The 26,112-nt window shown below is 41.2% G+C and carries 25 protein-coding genes and 1 pseudogene; 24 read left to right on the top strand and 2 right to left on the bottom strand.

Annotated features, from left to right (window positions below; translation table 11 throughout):
- The 4 genes and pseudogenes from BLV86_RS17760 to BLV86_RS06105 form a co-directional block, all read left to right on the top strand.
- Positions 1-303 (top strand): annotated as a pseudogene (locus tag BLV86_RS17760) (SGNH/GDSL hydrolase family protein); the annotation flags it as partial.
- Between the two features lie 377 nt (positions 304-680).
- Positions 681-1,025 (top strand): phenylpyruvate tautomerase MIF-related protein, encoded by a 345-nt coding sequence (locus BLV86_RS06115; protein ID WP_090815646.1) that lies wholly within the window; start codon positions 681-683, stop codon positions 1,023-1,025.
- Positions 1,009-1,917 (top strand): fructosamine kinase family protein, encoded by a 909-nt coding sequence (locus BLV86_RS06110; RefSeq protein WP_090815644.1) that lies wholly within the window; start codon positions 1,009-1,011, stop codon positions 1,915-1,917. The genes BLV86_RS06115 and BLV86_RS06110 overlap by 17 nt, the downstream gene beginning before the upstream one ends.
- A gap of 18 nt (positions 1,918-1,935) precedes the next feature.
- Positions 1,936-2,238, top strand: a complete 303-nt coding sequence (locus BLV86_RS06105) for an HNH endonuclease (protein WP_090815642.1) — start codon at positions 1,936-1,938, stop codon at positions 2,236-2,238.
- Positions 2,239-2,512: 274 nt separating this feature from the next.
- On the opposite strand, the gene BLV86_RS06100 is transcribed toward BLV86_RS06105, so the two are convergent.
- Positions 2,513-2,947: a hypothetical protein gene (locus BLV86_RS06100; protein ID WP_090815640.1), complete on the bottom strand. Its 435-nt coding sequence runs from the start codon at positions 2,945-2,947 to the stop codon at positions 2,513-2,515.
- Positions 2,948-3,094: 147 nt separating this feature from the next.
- Here BLV86_RS06100 and BLV86_RS06095 point away from each other — a divergent pair, with 147 nt between their 5' ends.
- The 12 genes from BLV86_RS06095 to BLV86_RS06045 all read left to right on the top strand — a co-directional run bounded on the left by BLV86_RS06095 (position 3,095) and on the right by BLV86_RS06045 (position 13,162).
- A complete protein-coding gene (locus tag BLV86_RS06095; RefSeq protein WP_090815638.1) occupies positions 3,095-3,322 on the top strand; it encodes an aspartate dehydrogenase in 228 nt (75 codons plus the stop codon).
- Positions 3,323-3,325: 3 nt separating this feature from the next.
- Entirely contained in the window at positions 3,326-3,496 is a 171-nt protein-coding gene (locus BLV86_RS06090) for a chorismate--pyruvate lyase (protein ID WP_090815636.1), read from the top strand.
- Between the two features lie 43 nt (positions 3,497-3,539).
- Positions 3,540-3,998 (top strand): MBL fold metallo-hydrolase, encoded by a 459-nt coding sequence (locus tag BLV86_RS06085; protein WP_090815634.1) that lies wholly within the window; start codon positions 3,540-3,542, stop codon positions 3,996-3,998.
- A 33-nt stretch (positions 3,999-4,031) separates the two neighbouring features.
- Positions 4,032-4,877, top strand: a complete 846-nt coding sequence (locus BLV86_RS06080) for an MBL fold metallo-hydrolase (protein WP_090815631.1) — start codon at positions 4,032-4,034, stop codon at positions 4,875-4,877.
- 160 nt (positions 4,878-5,037) lie between these two features.
- Positions 5,038-5,466 carry a hypothetical protein gene (locus tag BLV86_RS06075; RefSeq protein ID WP_031555171.1) on the top strand — a complete coding sequence of 143 codons (429 nt, stop codon included), beginning with the start codon at positions 5,038-5,040 and terminating at the stop codon, positions 5,464-5,466.
- A gap of 113 nt (positions 5,467-5,579) precedes the next feature.
- Positions 5,580-5,705, top strand: a complete 126-nt coding sequence (locus BLV86_RS18445) for a hypothetical protein (RefSeq protein WP_278308774.1) — start codon at positions 5,580-5,582, stop codon at positions 5,703-5,705.
- A gap of 54 nt (positions 5,706-5,759) precedes the next feature.
- Positions 5,760-6,101: a type II toxin-antitoxin system HicB family antitoxin gene (locus tag BLV86_RS06070; protein ID WP_090815630.1), complete on the top strand. Its 342-nt coding sequence runs from the start codon at positions 5,760-5,762 to the stop codon at positions 6,099-6,101.
- A 952-nt stretch (positions 6,102-7,053) separates the two neighbouring features.
- Positions 7,054-7,962, top strand: a complete 909-nt coding sequence (locus tag BLV86_RS17755) for a hypothetical protein (RefSeq protein WP_175456453.1) — start codon at positions 7,054-7,056, stop codon at positions 7,960-7,962.
- Between the two features lie 24 nt (positions 7,963-7,986).
- The gene (locus BLV86_RS06060; protein WP_090815628.1) at positions 7,987-10,425 is read left to right on the top strand and encodes an RNA polymerase sigma factor; all 2,439 of its coding nucleotides are present in this window, start codon (positions 7,987-7,989) and stop codon (positions 10,423-10,425) included.
- A 147-nt stretch (positions 10,426-10,572) separates the two neighbouring features.
- On the top strand, positions 10,573-11,619 hold the full coding sequence (locus tag BLV86_RS06055; protein ID WP_090815626.1) for a hypothetical protein: 1,047 nt from the start codon (positions 10,573-10,575) through the stop codon (positions 11,617-11,619).
- Between the two features lie 50 nt (positions 11,620-11,669).
- On the top strand, positions 11,670-12,497 hold the full coding sequence (locus BLV86_RS06050) for a hypothetical protein (RefSeq protein WP_090815624.1): 828 nt from the start codon (positions 11,670-11,672) through the stop codon (positions 12,495-12,497).
- 77 nt (positions 12,498-12,574) lie between these two features.
- The gene (locus BLV86_RS06045) at positions 12,575-13,162 is read left to right on the top strand and encodes a hypothetical protein (protein WP_090815622.1); all 588 of its coding nucleotides are present in this window, start codon (positions 12,575-12,577) and stop codon (positions 13,160-13,162) included.
- A 317-nt stretch (positions 13,163-13,479) separates the two neighbouring features.
- Here the strand turns inward: BLV86_RS06045 and BLV86_RS06040 are convergent, their stop codons facing one another.
- Complete coding sequence (locus tag BLV86_RS06040; RefSeq protein WP_090815620.1) at positions 13,480-14,514, bottom strand: uroporphyrinogen decarboxylase family protein; 1,035 nt, start codon at positions 14,512-14,514, stop codon at positions 13,480-13,482.
- A gap of 260 nt (positions 14,515-14,774) precedes the next feature.
- Here BLV86_RS06040 and BLV86_RS06035 point away from each other — a divergent pair, with 260 nt between their 5' ends.
- The 8 genes from BLV86_RS06035 to BLV86_RS06000 all read left to right on the top strand — a co-directional run bounded on the left by BLV86_RS06035 (position 14,775) and on the right by BLV86_RS06000 (position 25,999).
- Positions 14,775-15,731 carry a LysR family transcriptional regulator gene (locus tag BLV86_RS06035; protein WP_090815618.1) on the top strand — a complete coding sequence of 319 codons (957 nt, stop codon included), beginning with the start codon at positions 14,775-14,777 and terminating at the stop codon, positions 15,729-15,731.
- 399 nt (positions 15,732-16,130) lie between these two features.
- Positions 16,131-17,306, top strand: a complete 1,176-nt coding sequence (locus BLV86_RS06030; RefSeq protein WP_090815616.1) for a sugar ABC transporter substrate-binding protein — start codon at positions 16,131-16,133, stop codon at positions 17,304-17,306.
- Between the two features lie 230 nt (positions 17,307-17,536).
- Positions 17,537-18,505: an ABC transporter permease gene (locus BLV86_RS06025; RefSeq protein ID WP_090815614.1), complete on the top strand. Its 969-nt coding sequence runs from the start codon at positions 17,537-17,539 to the stop codon at positions 18,503-18,505.
- A 14-nt stretch (positions 18,506-18,519) separates the two neighbouring features.
- The gene (locus BLV86_RS06020; protein ID WP_090815612.1) at positions 18,520-20,019 is read left to right on the top strand and encodes a sugar ABC transporter ATP-binding protein; all 1,500 of its coding nucleotides are present in this window, start codon (positions 18,520-18,522) and stop codon (positions 20,017-20,019) included.
- 72 nt (positions 20,020-20,091) lie between these two features.
- Positions 20,092-21,003, top strand: coding sequence for an ABC transporter permease (locus BLV86_RS06015; RefSeq protein WP_442950759.1), 912 nt, complete (start codon positions 20,092-20,094; stop codon positions 21,001-21,003).
- 121 nt (positions 21,004-21,124) lie between these two features.
- A complete protein-coding gene (locus tag BLV86_RS06010; RefSeq protein ID WP_090815610.1) occupies positions 21,125-22,252 on the top strand; it encodes a GntR family transcriptional regulator in 1,128 nt (375 codons plus the stop codon).
- Positions 22,253-22,463: 211 nt separating this feature from the next.
- Positions 22,464-23,903 carry an L-arabinose isomerase gene (gene araA, locus BLV86_RS06005; RefSeq protein ID WP_090815608.1) on the top strand — a complete coding sequence of 480 codons (1,440 nt, stop codon included), beginning with the start codon at positions 22,464-22,466 and terminating at the stop codon, positions 23,901-23,903.
- A gap of 428 nt (positions 23,904-24,331) precedes the next feature.
- Complete coding sequence (locus BLV86_RS06000) at positions 24,332-25,999, top strand: xylulokinase (protein WP_090815606.1); 1,668 nt, start codon at positions 24,332-24,334, stop codon at positions 25,997-25,999.
- The last annotated feature ends 113 nt before the right edge of the window (positions 26,000-26,112 follow it).

The raw sequence follows: 26,112 nt of genomic DNA, 5'->3' as shown, positions 1-26,112 counted from the left end.
ATCAAGGAATTTACCGCTGATAAACAGGGTTTTATCCCAAAAATCATTTTGGTATCTCCACCGGAAATAGGTGAAGGAATAAAATCATCTCCATTCAGCGAAAAGTACGATGAAGATGCAATAGAAAGTTCCCGCAGCTTCCCTGAGTATTACAAAAAGATAGCCGAAGATAAGGATTGTATTTTCCTGAAAGCTTCGGACTACGCAGAACCCTCAAGGGAAGATTCTTTACATTTGGCTCCGGAGGGGCATGAGGCATTAGCTGAAGCACTATATAAGACTATCATTTCTAACAATTGTTAAAGGCTCCGTAAGGATAATATTTATCTCATTAAGTAAATATAGAAAATCCATTAAAGTAATAGAGAAGCGATGTGCTAAAAACAGCACGTTGCTTTCAGGAGAGTTCCTAAAAGATCTTTTTTGAATTATCAAGTAACTAAATGACTAAGTGGAAACAATGGCCGTGAAATTTAATTTGACGAACCAGAAATAGGTGATGATGAGATAATAAAATCAATGAGTCCTGCCTTATAATCTGTGACTTGAGTCGTAAGCTAACTAATGTTATGTGCCCCGAAAAGCATTATAATATAGCAATGAAGATAATTGTTGCGGACATCAGCAGTGATATTTGCGAGGCCGTAGTTGATACTATTGCCAAGAAAAGGAGAAGGACTATGCCATTTATTTCAACAAAAACTAACGTTACAGTAACAAAGGAAAAAGAGACACAGCTTAAGGAGCGTCTTGGACAGGCTATATCAATTATTCCTGGGAAGAGTGAGAACTGGCTTATGCTGGCAATCGAGGGAGATGTTCCTATGTATTTTAGAGGTGATGATTCCCAGCCTACAGCATTCATCGAGGTTAAGATCTATGGCAATGCATCTTCTGATGTCTACGGTAAGATGACAAAGGAACTGACAGGAATATATAGTGACATTCTTGGTGTGAGTCCTGACCACATGTATATCCGTTACTTCGGTTCAGATGATTGGGGTTGGAATGGGAACAATTTCTGATAAGGTGCTGGTTTGCAGCTCGTTAAAAGAGGCTCTTATATCAGTCTATGGAAAAGACGTTTCAGTGGAGAAAAAGCAGGCTGTTCACGGTGGAGATGCCAATGATGCCTATAAGCTTTGTCTTTCTAATGGAGAAGCTCTATTTCTTAAGTCGAATAGTATTTCAAATGCAGATTTATTTAGAGCAGAAGCAGAGGGTGTTGGTGCATTAATGTCAACAGGAACCATCAGGGTCCCGCATATTTATGCTTACGGCAAAGATGATGGCTATTCGTTTATTTTGATGGAGCTTATAGAAAGATCTGTGCCTAAGAAAGACTTTTGGGAAAAGCTAGGCACAGGTCTTGTTGCCATGCATAAGGCGGATACCTCATCCTTTGTGACAGATGGAAAATATGGTCTTGATAAGGATAATTACATCGGCACCGGGAAGCAGAAGAACACTCCAAATAGCAGTTGGATAGAGTTCTTTTCCGAGTGTAGATTAAGACCACAGTTTGAGCTCGCGTCTCGCTATTTTGACGGAAGTTTTATCAGGAAGATAAATTGGATTCTTGATAACCTGGACAGGTTCCTTTTTGAACCAGAGAAACCTTCTCTTTTGCATGGGGATCTTTGGGCTGGTAATTTTATGTCTGATGAAACGGGGCAGCCAATGCTGATAGATCCTGCAGTATACGTGGGATGTAGTGAGGCTGACATTGCGATGACAGAACTATTTGGAGGCTTTGACAGAAAGTTTTATGACGCGTACTTTAAAGCTATGGGAGCTATCCCAGGATATGAGGACAGACGAGACTTATATAACTTATACCACCTAACAAATCATTTGAATCTGTTTGGAAGTTCGTATTTGTCGGCGGTGGTGAGGACGATTGAGAAATATAGTTAAGAGATATGCGAGGGATGTATGAGAGGACTTAAGCAGAGGAAAGCCGAATTAAAACGTATCCTTCTAGGTAAAACGGATGGAGTCTGTGCTCATTGCGGAAGGCCTATTTCGCTGGAGAAGACAACGATAGACCATTACATACCTAAATACAGAGGTGGAGCAGATGATGACAGAAATCTACTTCCTCTATGCAAGAATTGCAATAAACTGAAAGGCTCAAGAGTAGTGGCCGCTGAGGAGTTCTATCCGTTTCTTAAGAGAGAATACTATTTGGAAGCAGATAAATACAAATCGGATTGGGAGAAAGGTAGTAATGGTTAAGCAGGTAGTCAATCCTGCACCCAATGTCGGAGAGTCAATTACCACGACCCAAAAGGGCCTGGCTTTGTAACTCATCCGTAAGGCCCTAACGCTACAATACAATGCCCCCTACTGTGAAGAGTTCCCTGCATCCCTGTGGTAAAACAGGATTATGGTTACATCATTGGACGATAGTCTTACATCAGTTTTTTACAAACTTGCTTGATAAGCACCCTCTTTACTGGATTACAAGTAAGGAGGGTGCTTATTATTTTTATTATCTGTATGACTTTTTTCAGATTCCAAGTTCAATATTCTTAATACTTGCAATTTCGGCATTTCCTTTAAGGTCTACATAGACATATACTAATGTATAGTATGTTGTTGCATGAAGAGTGACAGGAGTAGCTTTGCACAAGATACAGTAATTAATCCCCGCTACAACCTGAGTTCCAAGACAGGCAACAGGCTCATAATTAACACCTGTGAGACCTGAGACGGCTTTTTCAAAGGCATTTTTAGCGTTATCAGTCATTTTGATGTCCTCGGATGCTGTCCATCCGCCCACTACCATATCAGGTATATCCTCTGTAAAAATGTCAACATCTGAAGAAGTCGTTTCTATTTGTAAATCATTCGTATTCTCCATAGCATTTACCTTCGTGCTGCATCCTGCCGCTGTTATAGTTATTGCTCCTGAAAGAATCATTATAAGTATTTTTTTAAACATGGTATTTACCTCCAAATCGGTATTATTTTGTTCTTCATCCTTATACACAGATAATGATATGTTGAGGTCACAAATATTTTGAAAAATCAGAAGAATCCACGGTGTTTCAGTGTGGTATGATGGATGTATTCAACAGGAGGAGCCGGTATGTTCAACATTTTTCCAAAGAGAAAACCTGATATCCCTGCATATGACTATGATCCTGAAAAGGAGATACCTGTGATCCGTGCTTCAATATGTAACGGAGAACAGGTGGCAGGCTTTAAGAATAAAAAGACAGGAACCTTTCATGAGCTTGTACTGATTCGTGATGAACAGGATATTAATGCATTTAAAAATGCCTTTGGTCTCAATGAAATAAAGAAGGAGTATTGACATATGGAAACAAGACATTACATTGTGGTAAGCATCGACGGGGACTACGCAAATCTCAAAAGGATAGATATAGATTCTGATGACCTCATGCTCGTTGCAAGGGCATTGCTCCCGGAGGACATAAAAGAGGGCAGTAAGCTTAAATATGAGATGCTTGAATATACTATTGAATAGCATTTACCATGAAGAACCTTAAAACTGGAAAGGATGGGACGAGATGGATTGGGCTAAAATAGATGATAAAACATATCAATATGATGAAGGCGGTGTAAGATTTTTTCTTTTGCTCGGCGATAGAGAGGCATTGCTCATCGACAGCGGTATGGAGGTACATAATGCAAAAGAACTTGCGGAAGAGATAACTGACCTTCCGATCAGATTATTCAATACTCATACAGACCGTGACCATATAGGCAGTAACCCAGAGTTTGATGAAGTCATGTTAAATCTTTCAGAGCTTGTGAATTACAATATTCCCCATTCCCTTCATGATATGGCTGTTTTTATAAAGATAAGGGATACAAATCCAGTCTTTGATGAGATCAAGGGAACCGGGAAGATAGGTATTCCCGCAGTTGTCACTGAGGATAAATCCGTATTAATAGACTGGGAAGGATATCTCAAGCAAAAGGGACTGCAGATAATTAAATCCGGACAGTCATGTTCATTTCAATAAATCTTTTCTTATGGGCGAAGGAGTGAACAGATCATGTTGAAAGTAACATATTTTGGAACCACAACTTTATTGTTTGATGATGGGATAGACCAGGTCCTTTTTGATGCCCATATCACTCGTCCATCGCTTAGCAAATACATAGCAGGAGCCAAGGCGAGCACAAACAGAACATTATGTGATGAGCTTATAAGTCTGCACAATATCGACAGACTTCGTGCGGTTTTTATTTCACACACGCATCACGATCATGTTATGGATGCTCCATATATAGCCAATAAATGCAACGCAAAAATTTACGGAAGTGAGTCCGCACAAAACGTCGCACTGGGCGGAGACGTTCCGGCAGAGAATATTACCGTGTTCAAACATGGCGATATTTTTGATATAGGTGACTATAAGATTCGTATCCTGAATTCTCTACATTCCAAACCGACTATACTCAATAACGATCTTGGAGTACCCATCAAAGAACACCTAACACAGCCTGCCGGTTTAAGAGACTATAAAGAGGGCGGCTCTTACGATTTTTATGTAGAATATAAAGAGAAGAAGATCCTGATCCGTCCAAGTTTCAATTACATAGAAGGACAGCTTGATGATATCCGTGCCGATGTCTTATTTCTTGGTGTCGCGGGCCTTGCAAAAGCGGACCCTGATATGGAGAAAACCTTCTTTAAGGAAACTGTAGAAAAAACCGGAGCAAAACTGGTGATTCCCATTCATTGGGATAATTTCTTCTCCCCCTTAGACCGGCCGATTGAGGGCATGCCGCATATAATCGAAAATACAGGTGTAGTCTTCTTTAAGACCGCCAAGTACTGTGAATCACATGATGTGAATTATCTTATTCAATATCCACGCACGAGTATTGAGATTTGATAATTTGCCGTACAAAGAAGACCTTACCGGAATTGATCCGGTAGGTTCTTTCAGTTTATTTAAAATAATAAAGGCTTCAAATTTTGTGATATCATTAATAAAGATACATTAGGTCGGAATAGAATCCGAAAAGAAAACAAGGAAAAACGGAGGTATTGCAATGATTGGAAGACAGGTCATCAAAATAAACAAACCATTCACACTTGAAGAACTGGCTAAGTTCATGGAGGAAAACTGGGACACAGAGCAGTTCAGTAAATTCAAAGTCGGAAAGCCGACAGCGGCATCAATTGGTGAATACATTCTTCTTCCTGCGACGCATAGATATCTTGTGATCGTATATCCAAAGGCTGCCGGCGGATTCTTCAACAAAGAAAACAAGGTTGTTCTCTCCACCGCGGATACCCCGGAAAGCGCTCGTCAGGCAATCGCAGAATATTTTCCTGTAAAAGGCGCCATCTTTAACCTATGGCAGACAAGCCAGGTGCTTAATGCCGAAAAGGAAAGAAAAGGACCTGCGGAAGAGGTGCTCCAGGCATACACGGCACACATGAAGGATATACTTGGTAAGAATGGATTATTGAAGTAAAAACACATGAGCAAAATATTTGTAATACCGGATGTACATCTAAAAACCTGGATGTTTGAAAAAACATCAGAAATCTTATTATTCCGTTATGGGCAAGACCCCAGGAAGGTGCCATGAAATTATATGCTGAGGATTATCTTCAGGTGGTCGGACACACTCCTGTTATTTCGGCTGTTCAGGAAGGATTCTGGCCTTTGATGAACCGCATCCAGAAAATGAACTTTATCCATATCAGGTAAAGATGACGAGACAGTTTTTAAAGGAAATCGGAGAGTATAAAGAGGGCTGACGATATGATGGAATATAATGGATACCATGCAGATATAAAATATTCTGACGAGGATAAACTATTTATAGGAGAAGTCATCGGGCTTAATGATACACTTGCATTTCACGGGTCTTCCGTAGAAGAGCTGGAGAAAATATTCCATCAGTCAGTAGACAATTATCTTGAGACGTGCAGGGAGTTTGGGAAAGAGCCTGAAAAAGAGTATAAGGGACAGTTTAATGTGAGAATTCCATCAGAGCTCCATAGGATGGCAGTAATATCTGCAAGAAAGAAGAATATATCACTGAACGATTTTGTAAGAACCGCGATTGAAGATGAATGCTCGAAGTCAATAATTGAAGCATGAGTAAAGAAATCAGAAGCAATAAATAATATGAGGCTGGAGGAGCATAATATATCATTAAATCAAAGGGGCTCTCGCACTAAAATGTGCAGCAGCCCCTTTTTTATTTCATATTACATCAAAATGTACCTTCCACTGATCAACATTACTTATACATTCCGCTCGTAGTAAAGTCTGCGCAATGTTGTTGCAATGTCTAAAAAACAAAAAATGCCCCTTGGGGAAGGGCCGTGGTGTGTGTGTATTTTAAAGAGGGGAATATAACTATGGTACGGTCAATTGGGATAATGTGCATGTTTCCGGCGACGGATTTATGTCAACCGATTACAATAACGAAATTCTAAGATGTCAGAAACAATAAAAATATCTAATAATTAACCATATGATGGTCAAAAGAAACGGCAATCAAATAGTCAATTATTTAAACAAATCATCTATTTATAGGCGTCTTTGCAAGCCATTGTATAGCTGCCTTTTTCATTATATTTACATCTAAGTGTTAATTTACTAGAAAAATATTCTCTACCGTTTTTTGTATTTTATCAAATACAATCATAAATACTTTTATTCAAAATGATAAAAAGCAAATCTAAAACTCGTAAATTTCACTCTTTTATATCGTTTCTATTTTTAGTCAGAAATATTCTTAAATTTCCCCAAAATTTTGCATTGATATATATATATATATATATATTACAATGTTTCAGCTTGTGTATAGCAAAGAAAAATATGATTTCTTTGATTTATATTGAAATCTTATCTATCTCAACTATGTAGATATAAATCAGAAAAATCCAGAAACATATCTTTCAGCAAGCAAGAAAGAGACCGGTTATAAAGAAAAAACCACATTTTGAATTTTTTTCAAATTTTTTTGAAAAAGTGAAACTTTTCTGAAACCACGAGTGTCTAAATAAGAGTAAACAAAAATTTCAAAAAAAAGAGGTAAGTAAGTATGAGAAAAGAAGTTTTAGCAGTTTCAACAGCAATTATTGCAATTGTATCAGGTTTTATGGCTGTGGCAGGAACATGGAAGAGTGATGCCAACGGCTGGTGGTACGACGAGGGAAATGGTTCATTCCCAAAGAGCACCTGGTCTTGGATTGATGGAGACAATGACGGCGTATCAGAATGCTACTACTTTGATGGCAATGGCTATTGCTTGATCAATACCTTCACACCGGATAACTATTTTGTTAATCCTAGCGGTGCCTGGGTTGTAAACGGTGTGGTACAGACAAAAGAATCCGGTAATTCAGCTGACACAAAATCAGAAAAGTCAACCGAAGTCGTTACCGGCAAGATTACAATTGGAGACTCCAAGAAAAAGAAGAACAAAAACTCTTCAAAGAATAACGAAGATGATAGCGACTATGACGATAGCAAAGATGAAGATGAGGACAGCTCTTCAAGCAGCAAAGAGTCCTCTGAGAAATCAAATTCAAGTATTTTTAAAAACAAACTGGATATGTTTACTTTAAGTATAGAATCTTCAGAGAATTCGCAAATCAACTACAACCATGATAATCTCCGGGGAAACGATTGGTATAAAGGACTATGGCTTAATCCATATACACACACCGATGCCTATGCAGAGTTTTATATAGGTGGAAATTACAAAAAACTCACAATAAGTGCAACACCTAAAACAAACGTAGGATTTTATGATAATTCCATTGCTAAAGTGGCTGTATTAGATGCCGAGACATACGATGTTTTATACAGTAATACTGTAAATCATGATACCAAGCTCTTTACTATAACTGCGGATGTTACAGATGTAAATTATGTCCGTATTGTTTGTGAAAAGAAGGACGGTTCAGAGGCACACATATTAATGAAAGACGCTATCTTAACCAAGTGATAATAACCACAGAATCGAGGATCCATGACAAACGCAGAAATCGTCCTGGAACTACAGCAGGGCAATACTGACAACTTCCAGCTTTTATATGACAACACCATAAATTACTCTGTTTGTATCGCCAGGAAATACCTGGGAGACAGAGATATGGACATTGAAGACATAGTTCAGGATTCTTATGTTTCTGCCCTGAAACATATCAATGAACTGGATGATCAGTCAAAATTTGATAAATGGCTTGGCCGGATAGTTGCCAACAGAGCATTGAACTGGAAAAGAGATAAGCTTTCCAAAGTTTATGAGCTCACCATAGATAATGATGAAGAACCCATGGATTTTGAGGATGACCGTGTAGATTACAATCCCTCACTGGTGGCTGATAAAAAGGCCTCCGCTGAGGTTGTAAACGGTATCCTGGCTTTGATTCCTGAAGCTCAGCGCGATGTGCTGCTAATGTTTTATGGGCAGCAGTATTCCATAAAGGAAATATCCGACAGCATCGGAAAGCCGGAAAACACAATCAAAACCTGGCTCAGACGTGGAAGACAGAACATAGAAGCCCATAAGCAGGACTTTATAAAGCAGGGTATAACCCTTACGGGCATTTCTGTATTTGTTCTCATCAAGACCATGTTCGATACTGATACATCTATGGCTATGCAGTTGGGAGTGTCAGCATCAACAGCGGCTACTACTGCCAATGCTTTGTCCGGAGCATCATCAGGAGTAGGACTTGCATCAAAACTTGCTGCGTCAGAGCGTGGTATTTCATCAACCAAAGAGATAGCTTCTTCTATAGTTGAAGCCGCTTCAAAAAATGGGGCTGTTGCCGCAGGCGCTGCTTCTGCAGGTACCGGAGCAGGTGTAGCAACAGGAGTCGGAAGTACAGCTTCCGTTGGCGCAGCCGGTGCTACTACAGCCGGTGTTGCTGCCGCAGGATCCACAGCAGCACATGCAGCAGGCGGAGCACTTATCACAAAGATTGCAGCCGGTGTGGCCGCAGTGGCAGTGATTGGTGGCGGTGCATATGGAATAACAAATGCAGTATCGTCTGTGCCGGAAACTGAAGTTGAGACAACCGTTGCAACAGAGGTTACTGAAGAAACTGAAGCGATAGAAGAGACGATGACGGAGCATATTGAAGATACAGAAGCCGAATCACCTAATGCCGAATTAAACCGTCAGGTTCTTGCTGAATACAGAAAGATTCTTATGGAAGATACGGATTTCATGGTAGATGAGGTTAAAGGAGTCTATCCTAGTTTCGGTGTAGTAGATATAGACAAAGATGGAATCTATGAGCTCGATATCTACAATGGAGAATATCATACATATTTAATGACAGAGTATCTACTCTACTATAATGAGGTCACACAAAAGGTAGAAAAAATCACCTCCGGCGTGTGTGGCATAGGTATCCTTCCGGATAAACAATTCTATTCCTATTATATACATGGAGACATTACCTTTGACCTGTTTGAAAAGCAAAACGGTGAATGGATCCGTACAGAAGAATTGTATGGGGAATTAGACTTTGACGGAAACATACATCAGGATGAAAAGATAGATGAATATATGAACTCTGAAATTTCATATGTTAATCACGTCGAACTTAACGAACAGAACATTGAAAAATTTCTTTCCGGTGATGGCATTTCAACAGAAGTAAGTAAAGCTGATCAGGAAAAAATAGATAAGCTGATTTCTGAAATTGATGAAAGTGTATTATATACAGATTCCCATGAGGATGCCTATCAGGAATATTATGGTGATTATTCAGCAGATCCGTGGGGACAATACGATAGCAGATTACAGTCTTACAATTACTGCAAAAATGGTGACATAGTGGTAAAAAATACAATCCGGGATAATGCTATAATAACCTGCTATCGTTTAAATCCAGACATAAACCCGGGTACTGAAAACGGAAAAAATCCGGAGGACACTGCGATTTATATTAAGGCAGAAGATTTTAATGGAAATGATGACTATATCGAATACGAATTCTACCTTAATGACGGAAAAATCTATTTAATCCGTAAAGAAGGTCAGGTATTGGCTCAATATCTTGACGGTGCAGATATACAGAGTGTTTATGAAGAATATAAGGATGACTGGGGTCATCTGCTTGGAACTGCATTCCCGGGAACTGTAGGAATTGATTATGATCCGGCATGGATAGCCATTACTATAGGTTATTCGGATACTGATAATACAATCTCATTTGATGGAAGTAAGTATGTTATTAAATCCTATGAAAATGAGTACGTGATTGACAAAGATACCATGCTTGATTCTACAGATGAAAATTTTTATCTACCGGAATATCAGGATGGTGATACCGCCATGGAATGGTTTACGCGATGTTTGAATACGGAAAAAGACTATATGTTTGCTAATTATGTTGTAAAAATGACAGGCAATCACATTGACACTATTCAATATGCCTTTTGGCCTTGCTGATAACTTCAATATAGTTTCATTATTTCGGATTAGTAACACATCTACTTAAAAAGACAATGCCGTATAAATGCTCCTGAGTATTTTCATTAAAACATGGGATACTCAGAGAGCAACATTCTGATACATTAAACAAAAAAGGATCTAATTATGACAGAACTTGAAATATCAAAGCTGGTCGAAGATGCATCCAGAAAAAACAAAGAAAAAAACAAAATGATGAATAGTAACGGAGTTTTTTCACACAAGTCCGAAACAGCAAATAACAATTATAATTATCAATCAGGTATTGAAAATGTTTTAGAACCCGGGAGTTTTTCCTATAAGCTTTCCAAGCGAATGGAACAGGTACCTATAACAACAAGAAACAAATATATTTTTCTTGTGGGAGCGGCTATTATTTCTTTAATCTTTTTCTTAATGGTAATCCCCATAACATTTGATGCTTATAATAAAGAATCCACTGCTAACACAAAATCCGTAAGCGCAAGCCTCAAAGCCAATGAAGAAACTATCCCTCAGGAAACATTTGATAACACAACAGACATGGATAATTCTTCTGTTTATTCTAACGTTCAGGAGACATCTTTTGAGGAAATTGCCATTCCGGAATCAATAGGCAGCTATATGAATACTGATAGTTTCTCTGCTCCTTCGGATACTGCCATGAAAAGCAGCTCTTTTATTGAAGAGACGGATTCTATAAATTTAGAATCAAATGTATCATCTGCCCTTAATGTTAATATGGATGAAGAGATACAGTATATACGATCACTGTATAAATACACAAATGACAACCAGGGATCATATAGTGTAGGTACAGATCCCTTCAATGAGATAGGAAACGGAGTCTTTTACTATTACGGTGATATTCCAGTAAAAAGCATTATAAAAAATGGTGCATTTACAGCTGAAAGCTACTACAAGAATCCGGGAATAGGAGACATTGTAAATGGCATAACTTCCCCTGAACAACATATAGTATTTGTTTTTGCATATGATACAAACGGGAATGAATACAGAATCTATTTTAAGGATCAGCAGATAATTCGTTATATCGGTCCTGATCATGTTGAAAATGATAATCCTGACGGTGACAGCATTCATGAACTATTAGATAAGAGCGCTTCACTTAATGGCGGCTCTAATATCTATACTATTCTTTCGATGGTTGTTCCGGGGGTAAACATTTTTTAATTCCATGATATAAGTGTAGATAGAAAAATCATAAAAAGAGGTAAATACATATGAGAAAACTAAATATAGCAATTTCAACAGCAATTATTGCAATTGCAGCAGGTTTTACAGCCATGGCAGGAACTTGGAAAAGTGATGCCAATGGATGGTGGTACGACATGGAAAACGGCTCATATCCAACTAATAAATGGGAGTGGATTGACGGAAACAATGATGGCGTTTCTGAGTGTTACTACTTTGATGGCAACGGCTATTGCCTTGTCAACACTACAACCCCTGATGGATATTATGTTAATTCAGATGGTGCCTGGGTTGTAAACGGTATTATACAGACAAAAAAGAACGATGTGACTGCTCTTGCAATAAAGGAGTACAGAAATGCATTGCTCAATAACACCTGGAATATCCACGGACAGCAGGCACAGGAGTTTGCAGTTGTCGACCTTTATCAGGATGGGGTAAAGGAAGTGTTTGTAAGATGCAGGGATAATGTTCATGATGATTATTATGCTTATGCTGCACATTTATCAACATTCATGTGTTACTCCAACGGACTTAAGGCTTATCGTTTTGGAGACGAAGATTGCTCCATTGAGTTATTCGCCGCTGTCAATCCTATTGATGGACGGGTTCTGGTAGAGCGATCCAGAGGAAAAAATACTCTTACCTTATATCAGTTCAAGAATGATACTTTAATTAAGCTCGATTCAGTATGTGTCCCATATATGACAGAAGAAGAAAGGATACAGGCTAAAATGGGGCCATATGCAAATCTGTTCCGTCTTAACTATGTGGATATGACTCAGGAAAATCTGGATACATATCTCTCAGGAAATGGACTGGAAACCGGTTATACCGAAGTTTTTTCAAATATCTAATTAGGCGTATAAACTTCACTAACCCAATACATCGACTCTAAATTAATTAAATTAAAAAACACAATGGAGAATAACTCATGAAAAAATATAGTTTTGCATTTTTAACAGCAATCATTGCAATTACAGCAGGTTTTACAGCCATGGCAGGAACTTGGAAGAATGATGCCAAGGGCTGGTGGTACGACAACGGAGACGGAACCTACCCAACGTCATCATGGCACTGGATTGATGGTAACAACGATGGTGTAGCTGAATGTTACTATTTTGATTCTGAGGGTTATCTCGTCACAAACACCCGTATAGAACATTACAATCATGATGTTGACCAAAATGGAGCAATGTTAAACGATGATGGAATGGTAATGACTATCCATATTTCCCCTGAAGATAATGTGGATACAATCTCAGGCGTATATTCATTTAAATCCGGAGAGAGCGCAGGGGAAATACTAATCCCCAGTGAACGTGGTATGTGGGCCTATGTACAAAAAAAGGATGAATCAACCATAACGGTTACCCGTTATGGTGAAACCATAGAATATATTAGAATAAATGAAAAAACTTATGATAATATGTCCGGTGAAGGCGATATTATCATAGAATCCGACGGTACTCTTACAATAATGATTGCTTCAGAAGAATCTCATTATGTAAAATGTTCATAATCTAACCCGAAACTTGATAATCAACATAACATCGAAACTAGAGCTCGAATTTATTTTTTGAGGAGTGTGATCATGGATTACACCCCTCTTTTAAATTCATTTTACATCGAAATATATCTTCCGCTGATCAATATTACTTATACATTCCTCTCGTAGTAATGTCTGCGCAATGTCGAGTAATGTGTTTTGCAATGTCGCGCAATGTCTAAAAATATACAAAAAAAATGCCCCTTGGGGAAGGGGCCGTGGTGTGTGTGTGTATATTTTAAAGAGATTAGGTTGGGGAGAGTGTCTCTTTAAAAACAAATTAATTATGATCAGGATGCGGAAAACATGGCTGAGTTACATGATGCAAACTGTTTGCATGATTCGCGAACCCAGTTGAAACGATCCTCATCTATGTCATTGGGGACGGTGCAGTCGGCGCCAAGAATGATGCCGGTCTGTCCGCATTCGGAAAGAAGGTTGTAGGTTGCCTTCTCAAGCTCTTCCTTAGAGCCTTTATATATGATGCCGTCCTGTGAGAAGCCGCCGATGATGCATTTGCCTTTAAAGAGCTTCTTAGCCTCACTTAAAGTTGTTCCTTCTGCCACAACAGCAACGCTGTAGGCAGCGGCGTCATAACCTTTATAGAGTCTTAAGTCATTTCCATGACCGTGATATCCGCAGATGTGTAAGATATTTGTATTTCTGATCTTTTTGGCTTCATCAAGTATCTTCTTTTCAGTAGGCGCAACATACTTTTTGTGGAAGACCTCATTGAAAAATCCACCCTGATTGTTGCAGCTCAGGTAGATGCCATCCGCGCCGCATTCTGTAAGAAGTACTCTGTTAAGATCGATTATGCCTTCAGTAATAATGTCTAATGCATATTTAACTGCAACAGGATCTTCCCTCATGAATCGCTGTATGGTATCTTCCTGTGCTCCGAAAACCGGAAGTCCCTCGGTAAATGCATTTCTAAGCACCCAGGCAGCAGAGAAACAGGTCACATAGACAGGTGCATCAACACCTTCATATATCTCCATTACTCTTTTGGTAAGGTCTATCTGAGCCTTGGCATAAGGAGAATCGATCATAGGTTTTTTAATCTTGTAGAGATCTGAAGCCTTCTCTATGCCACTGACATCCAGAGGCATCATCATGAGAGTGTCATTCATTATCTTGATAATATCAGGAACAAACTTTTCCAGAGAGGGTTTATGAAGATTTATATTTGCTTCAAGCGCCTCCGGATTGCTGAGTCCCATATTCCAGTCATAAGGTGATGTGAAATGATGAAAAAAAGCTATCGGAACCCTGTCTACCGGTTGATTTGAAAATGCTCTCTTGATTCTTTCCTTGTTTGTCATGGCTGATACTCCTCCCTGATAAGAACAGATATATGATTAGTACCGTTCCTCAGGGACTTGTCATAACCTGTTTGTTCCTTCAATTTATATCGACTCTACTTGTTAAAGTAATATACTATCGACTTAAATCCTTGTATAATATAAAAAAATCTTAAGTATATGAAAAACAGCTATAATGTTTTCAAAATCCATTAAAGAGCACAGTCCTGTTAGTTGGTCAAATACATTTTGATCATTGATTCTTAAAGCGGAGAACTACTATGAAGATAAGCTCCCTGAATTATTTTGTGGCAATTGCCGAAACCGGATCCATCAATAAAGCAGCCAAGAAGCTTTTTGTAGCGCAGCCAAGCCTGACAAAATCCATTAAGCTTATGGAAAATGAACTGGGTGTTATTCTTTTTGAGCGAAACAAATCCGGAATGCAGCTTACTCCCGAAGGAGAAAAAATCTACAAAGAGGCACGTATAATACTGGATTACTATAACGGGTGGAAAAAGCTTGCCAACGATAACGAATCCACGACTATTTATGCTTACTCGCATATCTCCCTTGTGGGCTTTCTTATCCCAAAGCTTCATATCCCTTTTCAGAGAAACCACTCCAATGTTCTTTTGAAATATCAGGGGGATGCCGCTCCGGAAAAGCAGGTATCCTTAAATACTGCACATCCTTCACTTGCAATCTGTCTCAATCGTAAAGATGACGATGATCCAGCATTTAATGCTAAAGGCATCAAAAAGATAACCCTGATGGAAGGCTATTACGGATGCCTCGTTAAAAATGAGAGTCCCCTTACAAAATATAAAACCGTTAATTTTTCGGATCTCAAAGGCTATTGTCTTGCATATCCAAGTCATTCTTCAAAGCTTGATGAAGAAGTATCCGAAGTGCGGGCCTATTCCATGCTGTCAGGTTTTGTTCCCGAGCTCGTCAAGGAGATTACCGTCAATAATGTCATCACCGTAGATTCTGTTCAGACAGTTATCAAAATGGCCAGCGAACAGCCTGATGTTTTTGCGGTCAGCTTCTATCCGGCAAACAAACGTTATACCGAGGTCGAAGGTGGCGGTATGACCTGTATACCGTTTGATGACCCGGCAACAAAAGGAGAAATCAGCCTTGTTTATTCAGAAAAGTACTTTAAGAGCCTTCCCGCATACAGGGACCTGGTGGAAATGATAAAAGCCGAGGCAGAGTCATTTCTGACCAAATAATTATAAAAGCATAAGAAACTATCAAATCGTCCTATAATGATTTCCCGGCGGCTGACCATATGGTCAGCCGTTTTTATATGTCAGCAAAAATGAATAATAGTACAAATATCAAGTTGTATTATTTTTTGAAACATCACACTCTAAATGATAATTTCGCACCAAAAAGGAACTATTTTTCACTCATAAAAATCACCCAAAATCAAGGCCTGTTGTGCATTTGATATATTTTCGTGAATTTTCGTGCCATTAATATGTGATTTTATGCAGTTTTTCAATACAACTTTGTGATATAAATACCTTGTATTGTATTGCTAATGAACAAAGCCGCTGATAAACTACGTTCAACGAGTTGTGAAAAGCAACAAAAATAGTGAACAATCAATAAATGGAGGTTTTGTAATGAGAAAAATTCTAAGAAAAGTTGCGGCCGTTGCAGCGTCCGTAGCTATGGTAACCGGACTTACAGCTTGTGGCAGCAGTACACCCGCAGCACCTGCAGCAGCAAGCGGACAGACAGCCGCTGTTGACAACAAGGACATTAAGATCGGCGTATCTATTTGGTCTTCAACAGACGTTCTCGGATCACAGTGCAAGCAGATCATTGATGAGGCAGCAAAGTCTCTGGGAGTTCAGGTTCAGTATGTTGACCAGGGCCATGTTTCCGAAAAGGTAACAGCTTCTGTTGAACAGCTCGCAGCAGCCGGCTGCCAGGGAATCGTAATCTGTAACTCATCTGATACAGAAATGACTTCAGCCATCAAGACCTGTAATGACAACAAGGTTTACCTTGCACAGTTCTTCCGTGTTATCTCTGAGACCAACAGCCCTGACATTTATAAGGCAGCTACCGATTCACCATATTTCGTAGGAGCAGTTCATGAGAACGAGCCTGAGAACGGCGAAAAGCTTGTAAACATCCTCCTCGATAAGGGCGATCGCAACATCGGTCTCATCGGTTGGGAGCAGGGCGATGCAACCTGGCTCGGTAGATGGGAAGGCTATAAGGCAGGAGTTGAAAAGTGGAATGCTGAGCACCCGGATGATCAGGCAAAGCTTTCCGAGCCCCAGTACGCAGGTACAACATCAGAAGGTGGTTCAAAGGCAGCCGAAGCTCTGATGTCTGCAGATCCATCACTTGATGCACTTATCCCTGCAGGAGGCGGCGGAGATCCTCTTCAGGGAGCTATCGCAGCAGTTGAGCGTGCAGGAAAGACACAGGATATCGACATCGTATCAACAGACTTCCTTCCTGACCTCGGAGAGAGACTTGAGAATGGTTCAATGGCAGGCGAGTCCGGCGGACATTACTGCGATCCTCTTATCGCTTTCATGATGGTTTACAACGCAATCAAGGGCAAATACACAGGATTTGAAGGTCAGTTCAACGATGTTCCGTTCCCATATCTCTATGTTTCATCCGCTGATGATTACAAGGCTTATGAGAAGTACTTCGTAGACCAGCTTCCATACACAGATGAAGAGCTTGTTTCAATGTCTGAGCTTTCATTCGACGGACTTAAGGAAGCAGCCGCTAAGATTTCTATCGAGGATGCAGCTGCTCGTGCAGGAAAATAAATACTAAATCTATTAAGAAACATCATTTGAGCCGGTATCGAGCTTAGGCACAGATATCGGCTCGAGTTTTAAAAACATCTGTCAGGTTTTCGAAGAAGACCTGCCATGCAGCATCAGCCATTCGCTAAACGAATTTTCTCCGGGCTGATGTTTCCAAAATACAGCCCAGGCTTTTACCGTAGAGAATCATACAGCCGGGCTTCCCACAGATATATAAATGAGGTAATAAAATGAATTCTTCCGCTGTAACAATGGATCAAAGAAAGATTGAAGGAAGCCTTCGCGGTTATTTGATTTTACTCTTACTGGTTGTGCTTTCCTGGGGTATCTTCAAGATACTGACTCCACACAATTTTGGATCATTTAACAATATGCTCAGCTATTTTCAGGCCAGCCTCATCGCAAGCGTCGGTGCTGTAGGTTTCTACTTTGTAATGGTCATGGGCATGTTTGATTTCTCAATCGGCGCAAACATAATGCTTTCCGCCATCGTCGGATGCGTTTTCGCAACAAAATTCGGCCTTGGATATTTCGGTCTCATCATAGGAGCTTTGCTCTGTGGATGCCTGGTAGGACTTTTCAACGGAAGCTTTTATGTAAAGCTTCATATCCCGTCCATGATCGTAACCACAGGTCTTGCTCTCATTTATGAAGCAGTTGCAAACTACATTGCAGGCGGAGTTGAGCAGACATTATCAGCTGATCTCAGAATGTTCGGACAGATGCCCGGAGATATCATCCTTGCACTGGTTGCTTTTATCGTGGCTTATGTATTCCTTAACTATACAAAAATCGGTACATATACCTATGCCATCGGCAGCAACGAATTTGTAGCAAAGAACATGGGTATCAATGTCAATAAATATAAAGTTCTGGCATTCATCTTAAGCGGTGGCTTTTTAGGCATCATGGCAGTTCTGACCATAAGCTATGGTTCCTCAATGGTCGCTGTAACCGGCATGGCCTCCATGAGCCGTAACTTCATCCCCACCATGGGCTGCTTCTTCGGAGTTGCCTTCAAGAAATACGGCATTCCTTTACAGGCCATCATCATCGGAGAATTTATCATCAACATCATCTTTTTCGGCTTTATTGCATTAGGTGCCCCTACTGCAATTCAGGATGTAATCACAGGCTTTGCGCTTCTGATCATCATCACAGTAACCACAAAGATCAATAAGGGCGAAATTGTAAAGTGATACAGGAGGGTACAATGAGCGAGGTTCGTTTAGAGGTAAAAAATCTTTGTAAGTCCTTCGGTATCACGAAGGCAGTTAAGAATGTTTCTTTCAATATCAATAAAGGAGAGGTTCATGCCCTGATCGGTGAGAACGGCTCCGGAAAGTCAACATTAACAAACATGCTGACCGGAATTTACAGCATCGACAGCGGTATCTTCGTACTGGACGGAGAGGAGATCCATCCGAAGAATCAGGTGGATGCCAACAACCATGGCGTTTCTATCATAGTACAGGAGCTCGGAACCCTTTCAGGTCTTACCGTAGCCGAAAATATATTCCTGGGACATGAAGAAAGATTTGTGAAGTGCGGAATCAAGAACACAAAGCAGATGATCAAGGAGGCTAATGAGCTTCTCCATAGTTACGGTTTCGACCGCATCAAAGCCCAGCGAATGATCGATGACTACAACTTCGAGGACAGAAAGCTGGTTGAGATCGTAAAGGCAACTTATTTTGACCCAAAGATCGTTGTTATAGATGAGACCACAACAGCTCTTTCCCAGGAGGGAAGAAATGAGCTTTACAAGGTTATGGACAAAATAAGAGAGAAGGGCAATACCATTATCTTTATATCCCATGACCTTCAGGAAATACTCGATCGTTCAGATACCATCACGATTCTTCGTGACGGAGTTTATATCGATACCGTAAAGAGCAAAGACGTTTCCGAAGAGGATCTGAAGCGTCTCATGGTAGGCCGCGAAGTAACAGGAGATTACTACCGTTCAGATTACGGCAGCAAGGTATCCGACGAGGTCGTTCTTTCAGTGAAAGATGTGTCGGTACCGGGACTCCTGAACAAGCTTGATTTCGAGCTTCACAAAGGAGAGATTTTAGGCTTCGGCGGTCTTTCGGAATCCGGAATGCACGAAGTAGGCAAGGCCATCTTCGGTGCTTCCTATGACAGAACCGGTTCCGTAAAGCTTTCAGACGGCACCGAGATCAATGATATCCCCACAGCTATTCAGCACAGCATCGCATATACATCAAAGGACAGGGATAATGAATCCGTTGTACTTAATCAGAGCATCATGGACAACATTTGCCTGCCATCTCTTGATGATCTTGCAGACAAGAGACATATGTTAAGTGATAAAAAATTAAGAAGCTTTGCAGATAAATTCGCAAAAGACATGTCGGTAAAGATGGTAAATGTCGATCAGTTTGTATCGGATCTTTCCGGCGGAAACAAGCAGAAGGTAGTTCTCGCCAGATGGATAGGCAAGGATTCGGATATCGTCGTACTGGACAGCCCGACAAGAGGTATCGATATCAAGGTAAAGCAGGATATATATCAGCTCATGGACAGAATGAGAAAGGCAGGAAAATCAATCATCATGATTTCCGAAGAGCTGATGGAACTTATAGGAATGTGTGATCGTATCATCATCATGAAGGACGGAATGATCAACGGACAGATCGAAAGAAGCGAGACACTGGATGAAAACAATCTGATCACAATGATGGTTTAAGGAGGAATTATGGTGGCAGTGAGTAAAACAGAGATGACAGCAGCAAAAGAAAAGAAAACAGGAAATCTCTCCATGATTTCCGCAGTCAAGACATATCTTCCTATCGTTGGCCTGATCATAGTATTTTTGGTATTTAATGTTCTGACGAATTTCAGAATGGTCAAAAATATGCCCCTTGTTCTTTCCCAGGTATATGTGACCATGATCGCCACAACCGGTGTGTTTTTTATCATGACCATGGGAGGTCTTGATTTTTCACAGGGATCCATACTCGGAATTGCATCCATAGTTGTATGTATGGTGTCCAGGATCAATATTCCCTTAAGCATCCTATGCGGAATCCTTACAGGAGCACTGATAGGTGCATTTAACGGATATTTCTATGTATACCGTAAGATAAAGTCCTTTATCGTTACCATCTGTACAATGTTTCTGTTCCGCGGATTCATCAAGTACCTGACAACCAATGCTCCGGTTGCGGGATCAGCTGCTCTTATCAATTTCGATAAAACAGAACTGAAAGTAGCTCTCACACTGCTTGTTCTTGTAACAGGTTTTGTACTCTTCAGATTCACCAAATTCGGAACTTATCTGAAAGCTATCGGAGCAGGCGAGAAGGCAGCAATGTTCTCAGGTATCAGAACCGACAAAATGAAATTCTGGGTTTATGTACTTTCCGGAGCAATCACAGGTTTTGCGGCATTCATAAATGTCATCAAGGTTGGATCCGTAACATCTTCAGGCGGAAGCCAGTTGGAGACACAGATCCTTATCGCCCTGGTGCTTGGAGGGATGCCTATTTCAGGCGGTGCCAAGGTACGTTTTGAAAATATCATTGTAGGTTCACTTCTGTATATCGTACTTAACAGCGGACTCACCATGATGGGATTTTCAACACAGATGATGCAGCTTATACAGGGAATCGTATTCCTGGTATTTGTGGCAGTTTTTGCAGACAGGAAATCATTACAGGTCATCAAATAACCGACCCAAAACCTGTGACCCCGTGTAAATATCTTTTTTACGAGCCAGCAGGATCTGCATCTGTGTCAGATATCATAGCCGGAAAACATCATTTACAGATGAGTAGTGAAGAGTAAACAGAATGAGCAAAGAAAACCAAAAGCATATCAACGAAAGCTTAAAATATCAGAAACTGTATAAATGGGGCCGTACGCTTATCATGAGTGGCGTCATCAAAAACGGCGACAAGTTCATGTCCGAGCATGTACTGGAAAAGAAGTTTGGTTACTCCAGGCAGACTGTTCGTATGGCCCTTGACAAAATGGAACAGGAAGGGCTCATCCAAAGGGTCCGCGGCAGCGGAACCTACGTTTCCTACCATACTGATGCGGAACCTGAGGGAGATAAAAAGCCGCATATAGGTTTGATTCTGAGCTATTTTGCAGATTATCTGTTTCCGGAGGTCTATGCCGGAATAGAATCGGTTATGAAGGAACAAGGGCTTCAGATCGATGTAGCCATTACAAAAAATCATCTCAATGAAGAAACCATGTTCCTTGAGAATTTCCTGAAGGCAGGCGTTCAGGGTCTGATCATAGAAGGTACACGTACGAGCTTCCCGAATCCCAATCAGAGATTGTATAAAGAAATCAAAAGGAAGAATATCCCAACTATCTTTCTCCATAATCATTATTCAAACATCCATTTCGACAGTGTTGAAATGTCTGATGCAAAAAGCAGCTATGAACTGACTAAGCATTTGATTGAAAATGGTCACAGAAAGATCGGGGGAATGTTTAAGTCGGATGATATGCAGGGAATGGAACGCTATCGCGGCTATACAGAGTGCCTGTCCGAATTGGGGCTTCGCTTTGACGACGACTGGGTACGCTGGTACACCACAAAGGACATGGAGGATAAATTCAGCAAGAAAAGTCTGATGTCATTCTATCGCAGAACAAAGGAGTGCACAGCCCTTGTTTTCTACAATGACGAGATCGCATATCGATATATAGACTTTCTTACCGAACGAGGAGTGAAGGTGCCGGAGGATGTTTCCATTGTTTCCTTTGATGATGCGAAAATGCAGGAGTCAGGAGAGCTGACGATTTTATCGGCAGTACACCCGAAATTCGAAATGGGAAAACTCACTGCTCAAAATCTCCTCCGCATGATGAAGGATCAAAACTGGACTCATCATGACTACTCTTATCAGTTCCCTGTTTCATTTAATCAGGGTAATTCAGTCAGGGATATAAGAGAGCGTTAATGAAACGCTGCGAAAAGTGTATAGCTCACATTTTTTGATTTGAATCCTATATAAGAGTCACTATAAATGTTAAGGACTCTAAGTTGTTAAAACGTTATTTTAAACTCAGCAAGTAACATCAAACCATTGAGAAGTGAAACCTCAGGGATGAAACTCCCGGAAAGCAGCCCTTCAATAGACTGATGTTGCAAGATAGAAAGAAGGAAGAATTATGAAAAAATTATATTTTGTTGTTGGCAGCCAGGATCTTTACGGAGATGAATGTCTCCGTCAGGTTGCAGCGGATGCTGCGGACATGGCATCATTTTTAAATGACAAATTGAAGGAGATCGTATCAGTTGAACTCCTTCCCACAGTTGTTGATTCAGAGACATGTATTGAGGATCTCCGCAAGGCATCTACCGACGATGACTGCGTAGGTGTCATCACCTGGATGCATACCTTCTCACCGGCAAAGATGTGGATCAAGGGACTTCAGGAACTTCGTAAGCCTCTGCTTCATCTTCACACACAGCACAATGAGAAGCTTCCCTACGACAGCATTGACATGGACTTCATGAATCTCAACCAGTCAGCTCACGGCGACCGCGAGTACGGTTTCATCGTGGCACGTCTCGGAATACCTCACGAGGTAGTGGCAGGTTACTACAAGAATGAAAGTGTTCTAAAGAAGATCCGTCAGTTCGCTGAGGTTGCAAAGGCCATCGACTATTCACATCATTTAAAGGTTGCATCATTCGGAAACAACATGCGTGAAGTTGCTGTTACAGACGGCGATCGTGTAGAGTCACAGATCCGTTACGGCTGGGAGTGCAACTATTTCGGTATCGGCGATCTGGTTAAGATCATGGAGAGTGTATCGGATAGCGAAGTAGATGCAAAAATGGCAGAGTACGAGTCAAACTACACCATGAAGACAGATAATATAGCTTCCGTTCGTGAGCAGGCAAAGATGGAGGTTGCTCTCGATAAGTTCCTTGCGAAGAATGGAATTGGAGCTTTTGCAGATACCTTCCAGGATCTTCATAATCTTAAGCAGCTTCCGGGTATTGCAGCACAGAACCTTATGGCAAAGGGCGTTGGATTCGGACCTGAGGGAGATTACAAGATCTCAGCATTATCAGCAGTACTCATGAAGATGGCAGAATCAAGAAAGGGCGCTACCGGCTTCATCGAGGATTACACCTATGACCTTACAGAGGGTCAGGAGGTGGAGCTTGCTTCTCACATGCTGGAGGTACCGCCTGCATTTGCGGCAACAAAGCCTGAGATTCAGGTTCATCCTCTGGGCATCGGCGGAAAGGAAGATCCGGCACGTCTTGTATTTGACGGAGTAACCGGCGACGCAGTCCAGGTAACCATGGTAGATATGGGAGACCGCTTCCGTATCATCTGCGCAGACATCGAGCTTGTAAAGCAGGCACAGCCTATGCCGAAGCTTCCGGTTGCCCGTATTATGTTCCGTCATAAGCCAAACTTCGAAATCGGTACCGAGGGCTGGTGCTACGCAGGCGGAGCTCATCACAGCGTTATTTCCACAGCATTGACAAGAGCGGACATCGCGCTTTTTGCAAAGCTTACAGGTACAGAGCTTGTGACTATAGGTGAGGATACAAGAGAGGCAGATCTTCTTCGTTTGGGATGCAGATAAATCTGCATCTCAGAAATAACCGTAACAGTTCAACTGATGATACATGAGGACGGAGGTAGTGTTCCACCACCTTATAAACAATGGGGACAACGGTGGTGTTTCACCATCCGAACTGTTACAAATTAACGGTAAAGGTGTTGGTCGTCAAATGGATTGGCTTGGTATATGACACGCAGAATAATGGTAGAAGGTATCCTGCGTGTCTAAATCGGTCTATTTTTGAAGAATTTGACACGCAAAAAAACGTTATAAGGTAATCTGCGTGTCTGAACTGGTCTATTTTTAAAGTATTCGACACGCAAAAAACGATATAAAGGTAGTCTGCGTGTCTGAACTGATCTGCTTTTGAAGAATTTGACACGCAGAAGAACGATAAAAAGCAATCTACGTGTCTAAACAAATCTGCGGATAGAGGAGATATATCAATTATGGGTGCAAAAGAAAAAATACTGGCGGGGAAAACTGCTCTTGGCATCGAGTTTGGCTCCACCAGAATTAAGGCAGTTCTTACAGATGATAAGGGGCACGTTCTTGCCACCGGGTTCCATGATTGGGAGAACCGATTGGTGAATGATATCTGGACATATACCATGGAGGATATTCATAACGGACTTCGGGGATGTTACAGTTCTCTGGTGAAGTCAGTAAAAGATCAATATGGCGTAGTGCCTGAGACCTATGGCGCTCTCGGCATAAGTGCCATGATGCATGGAATTCTCGCCTTTGATAAGGAAGGGAAGCTTCTGAGTCCTTTTGAGACTTGGAGAAACAGCAACACTGAGCAGGCAGCCGATGCACTTACAAATGAGTTTCAGTTCAACATCCCTCTTCGCTGGACCATCTCACACATCTACCAGATGGTGCTGGAGGACAAAAGCTTCGTGAAGGATTTCTCCTTTGTAACTACGCTTGATTCATTTATTCACTGGGAGCTGACAGGAGAGAAGGTTACAGGTATAGGCGATGCTGCAGGAATCTTCCCGATTGATTCAGAGAAGCTTGACTACGATGAAGAGATGATGTCAAAGTTCGATACTCTCATCAAGGACAAAGGCTATCCTTGGACGCTTCGGGATATTCTCCCTAAAGTTCTTGTGGCTGGAGAGCAGGCCGGAACATTAACCGAAAAAGGCGCAAAGCTTTTGGATGAAACCGGCACACTGAAGGCAGGCGTTCCCATGTGTCCTCCCGAGGGAGACGCAGGAACAGGCATGGTGGCTACCAATTCTGTAGCACCGGGCACCGGCAACGTATCCGCAGGCACAAGTACCTTTGCAATGCTGGTACTTCAGCAGGACAAGAAGCTCTCAAAGCTCTATCGCGAGATCGACATGGTAACAACTCCCGATGGCTATCCTGTAGCGATGTCACATGCCAATAACGGAACTTCGGATCTCAATGCCTGGGTAAATCTCTTTAAGGAGTTTTCAGAGCTTATGGGACATACCGTGGACATGGGTGATCTGTACGGCAAGCTCTACACAAATTCTCTTAAGGGTGACAAGGACTGCGGCGGACTTCTGCCTTACGGATATTTTTCGGGAGAGGGCATCACACACCTGAATGAAGGAAGACCTTTATTTGCCCGCACACCTGACAGTAAGTTTAATCTGGCAAACTTCATGAGAGCCCATCTCTACACCTCACTCGGAGCTGTAAAGCTTGGTCTCGATATCCTTTTGAAGGATGAGAAGGTGCCGGTCAAGAGCATTACCGGCCACGGCGGACTTTTCAAAACAAAGGGCGTTGCCCAGAATTATCTTGCAGCGGCAGTCAACGCTCCGGTAACTGTTATGGACACCGCAAGCGAAGGCGGACCATGGGGAGAGGCACTTCTGGCACTTTATATGCTCCGTAGAAAGGATGCAGAAACTATAGGAGATTTACGCGTAAAGGATACCGGAAGCCTCGGTGATTTACGTGGAAAGGATGCCGAAACACTCAGTGATTTCCTTGCAAAAGAAATCTTCGCAGACCAGTCCGGAACCACTGTTTCACCGGACCCTGCCGATGTAGAAGGCTTTGAAACCTTCACACAGCGATATAAAGATGGCATCGCAGTTGAAAAAGCAGCTGTTGATGCCATGAAATGGTGAGGTAGGAAAAAGGACTATTCATTTAGACCCATATCACAATATACCTGATTTTGAGTCATGGAAGTGCGGGTATCTCTATGACCTATATCGCAAATATCGATTTATAGGTCACT

It is taken from the genome of Oribacterium sp. KHPX15, from assembly GCF_900107835.1.
Lineage (GTDB): Bacteria > Bacillota > Clostridia > Lachnospirales > Lachnospiraceae > Oribacterium.
This window is presented reverse-complemented; position numbering and strand designations above follow the sequence as displayed.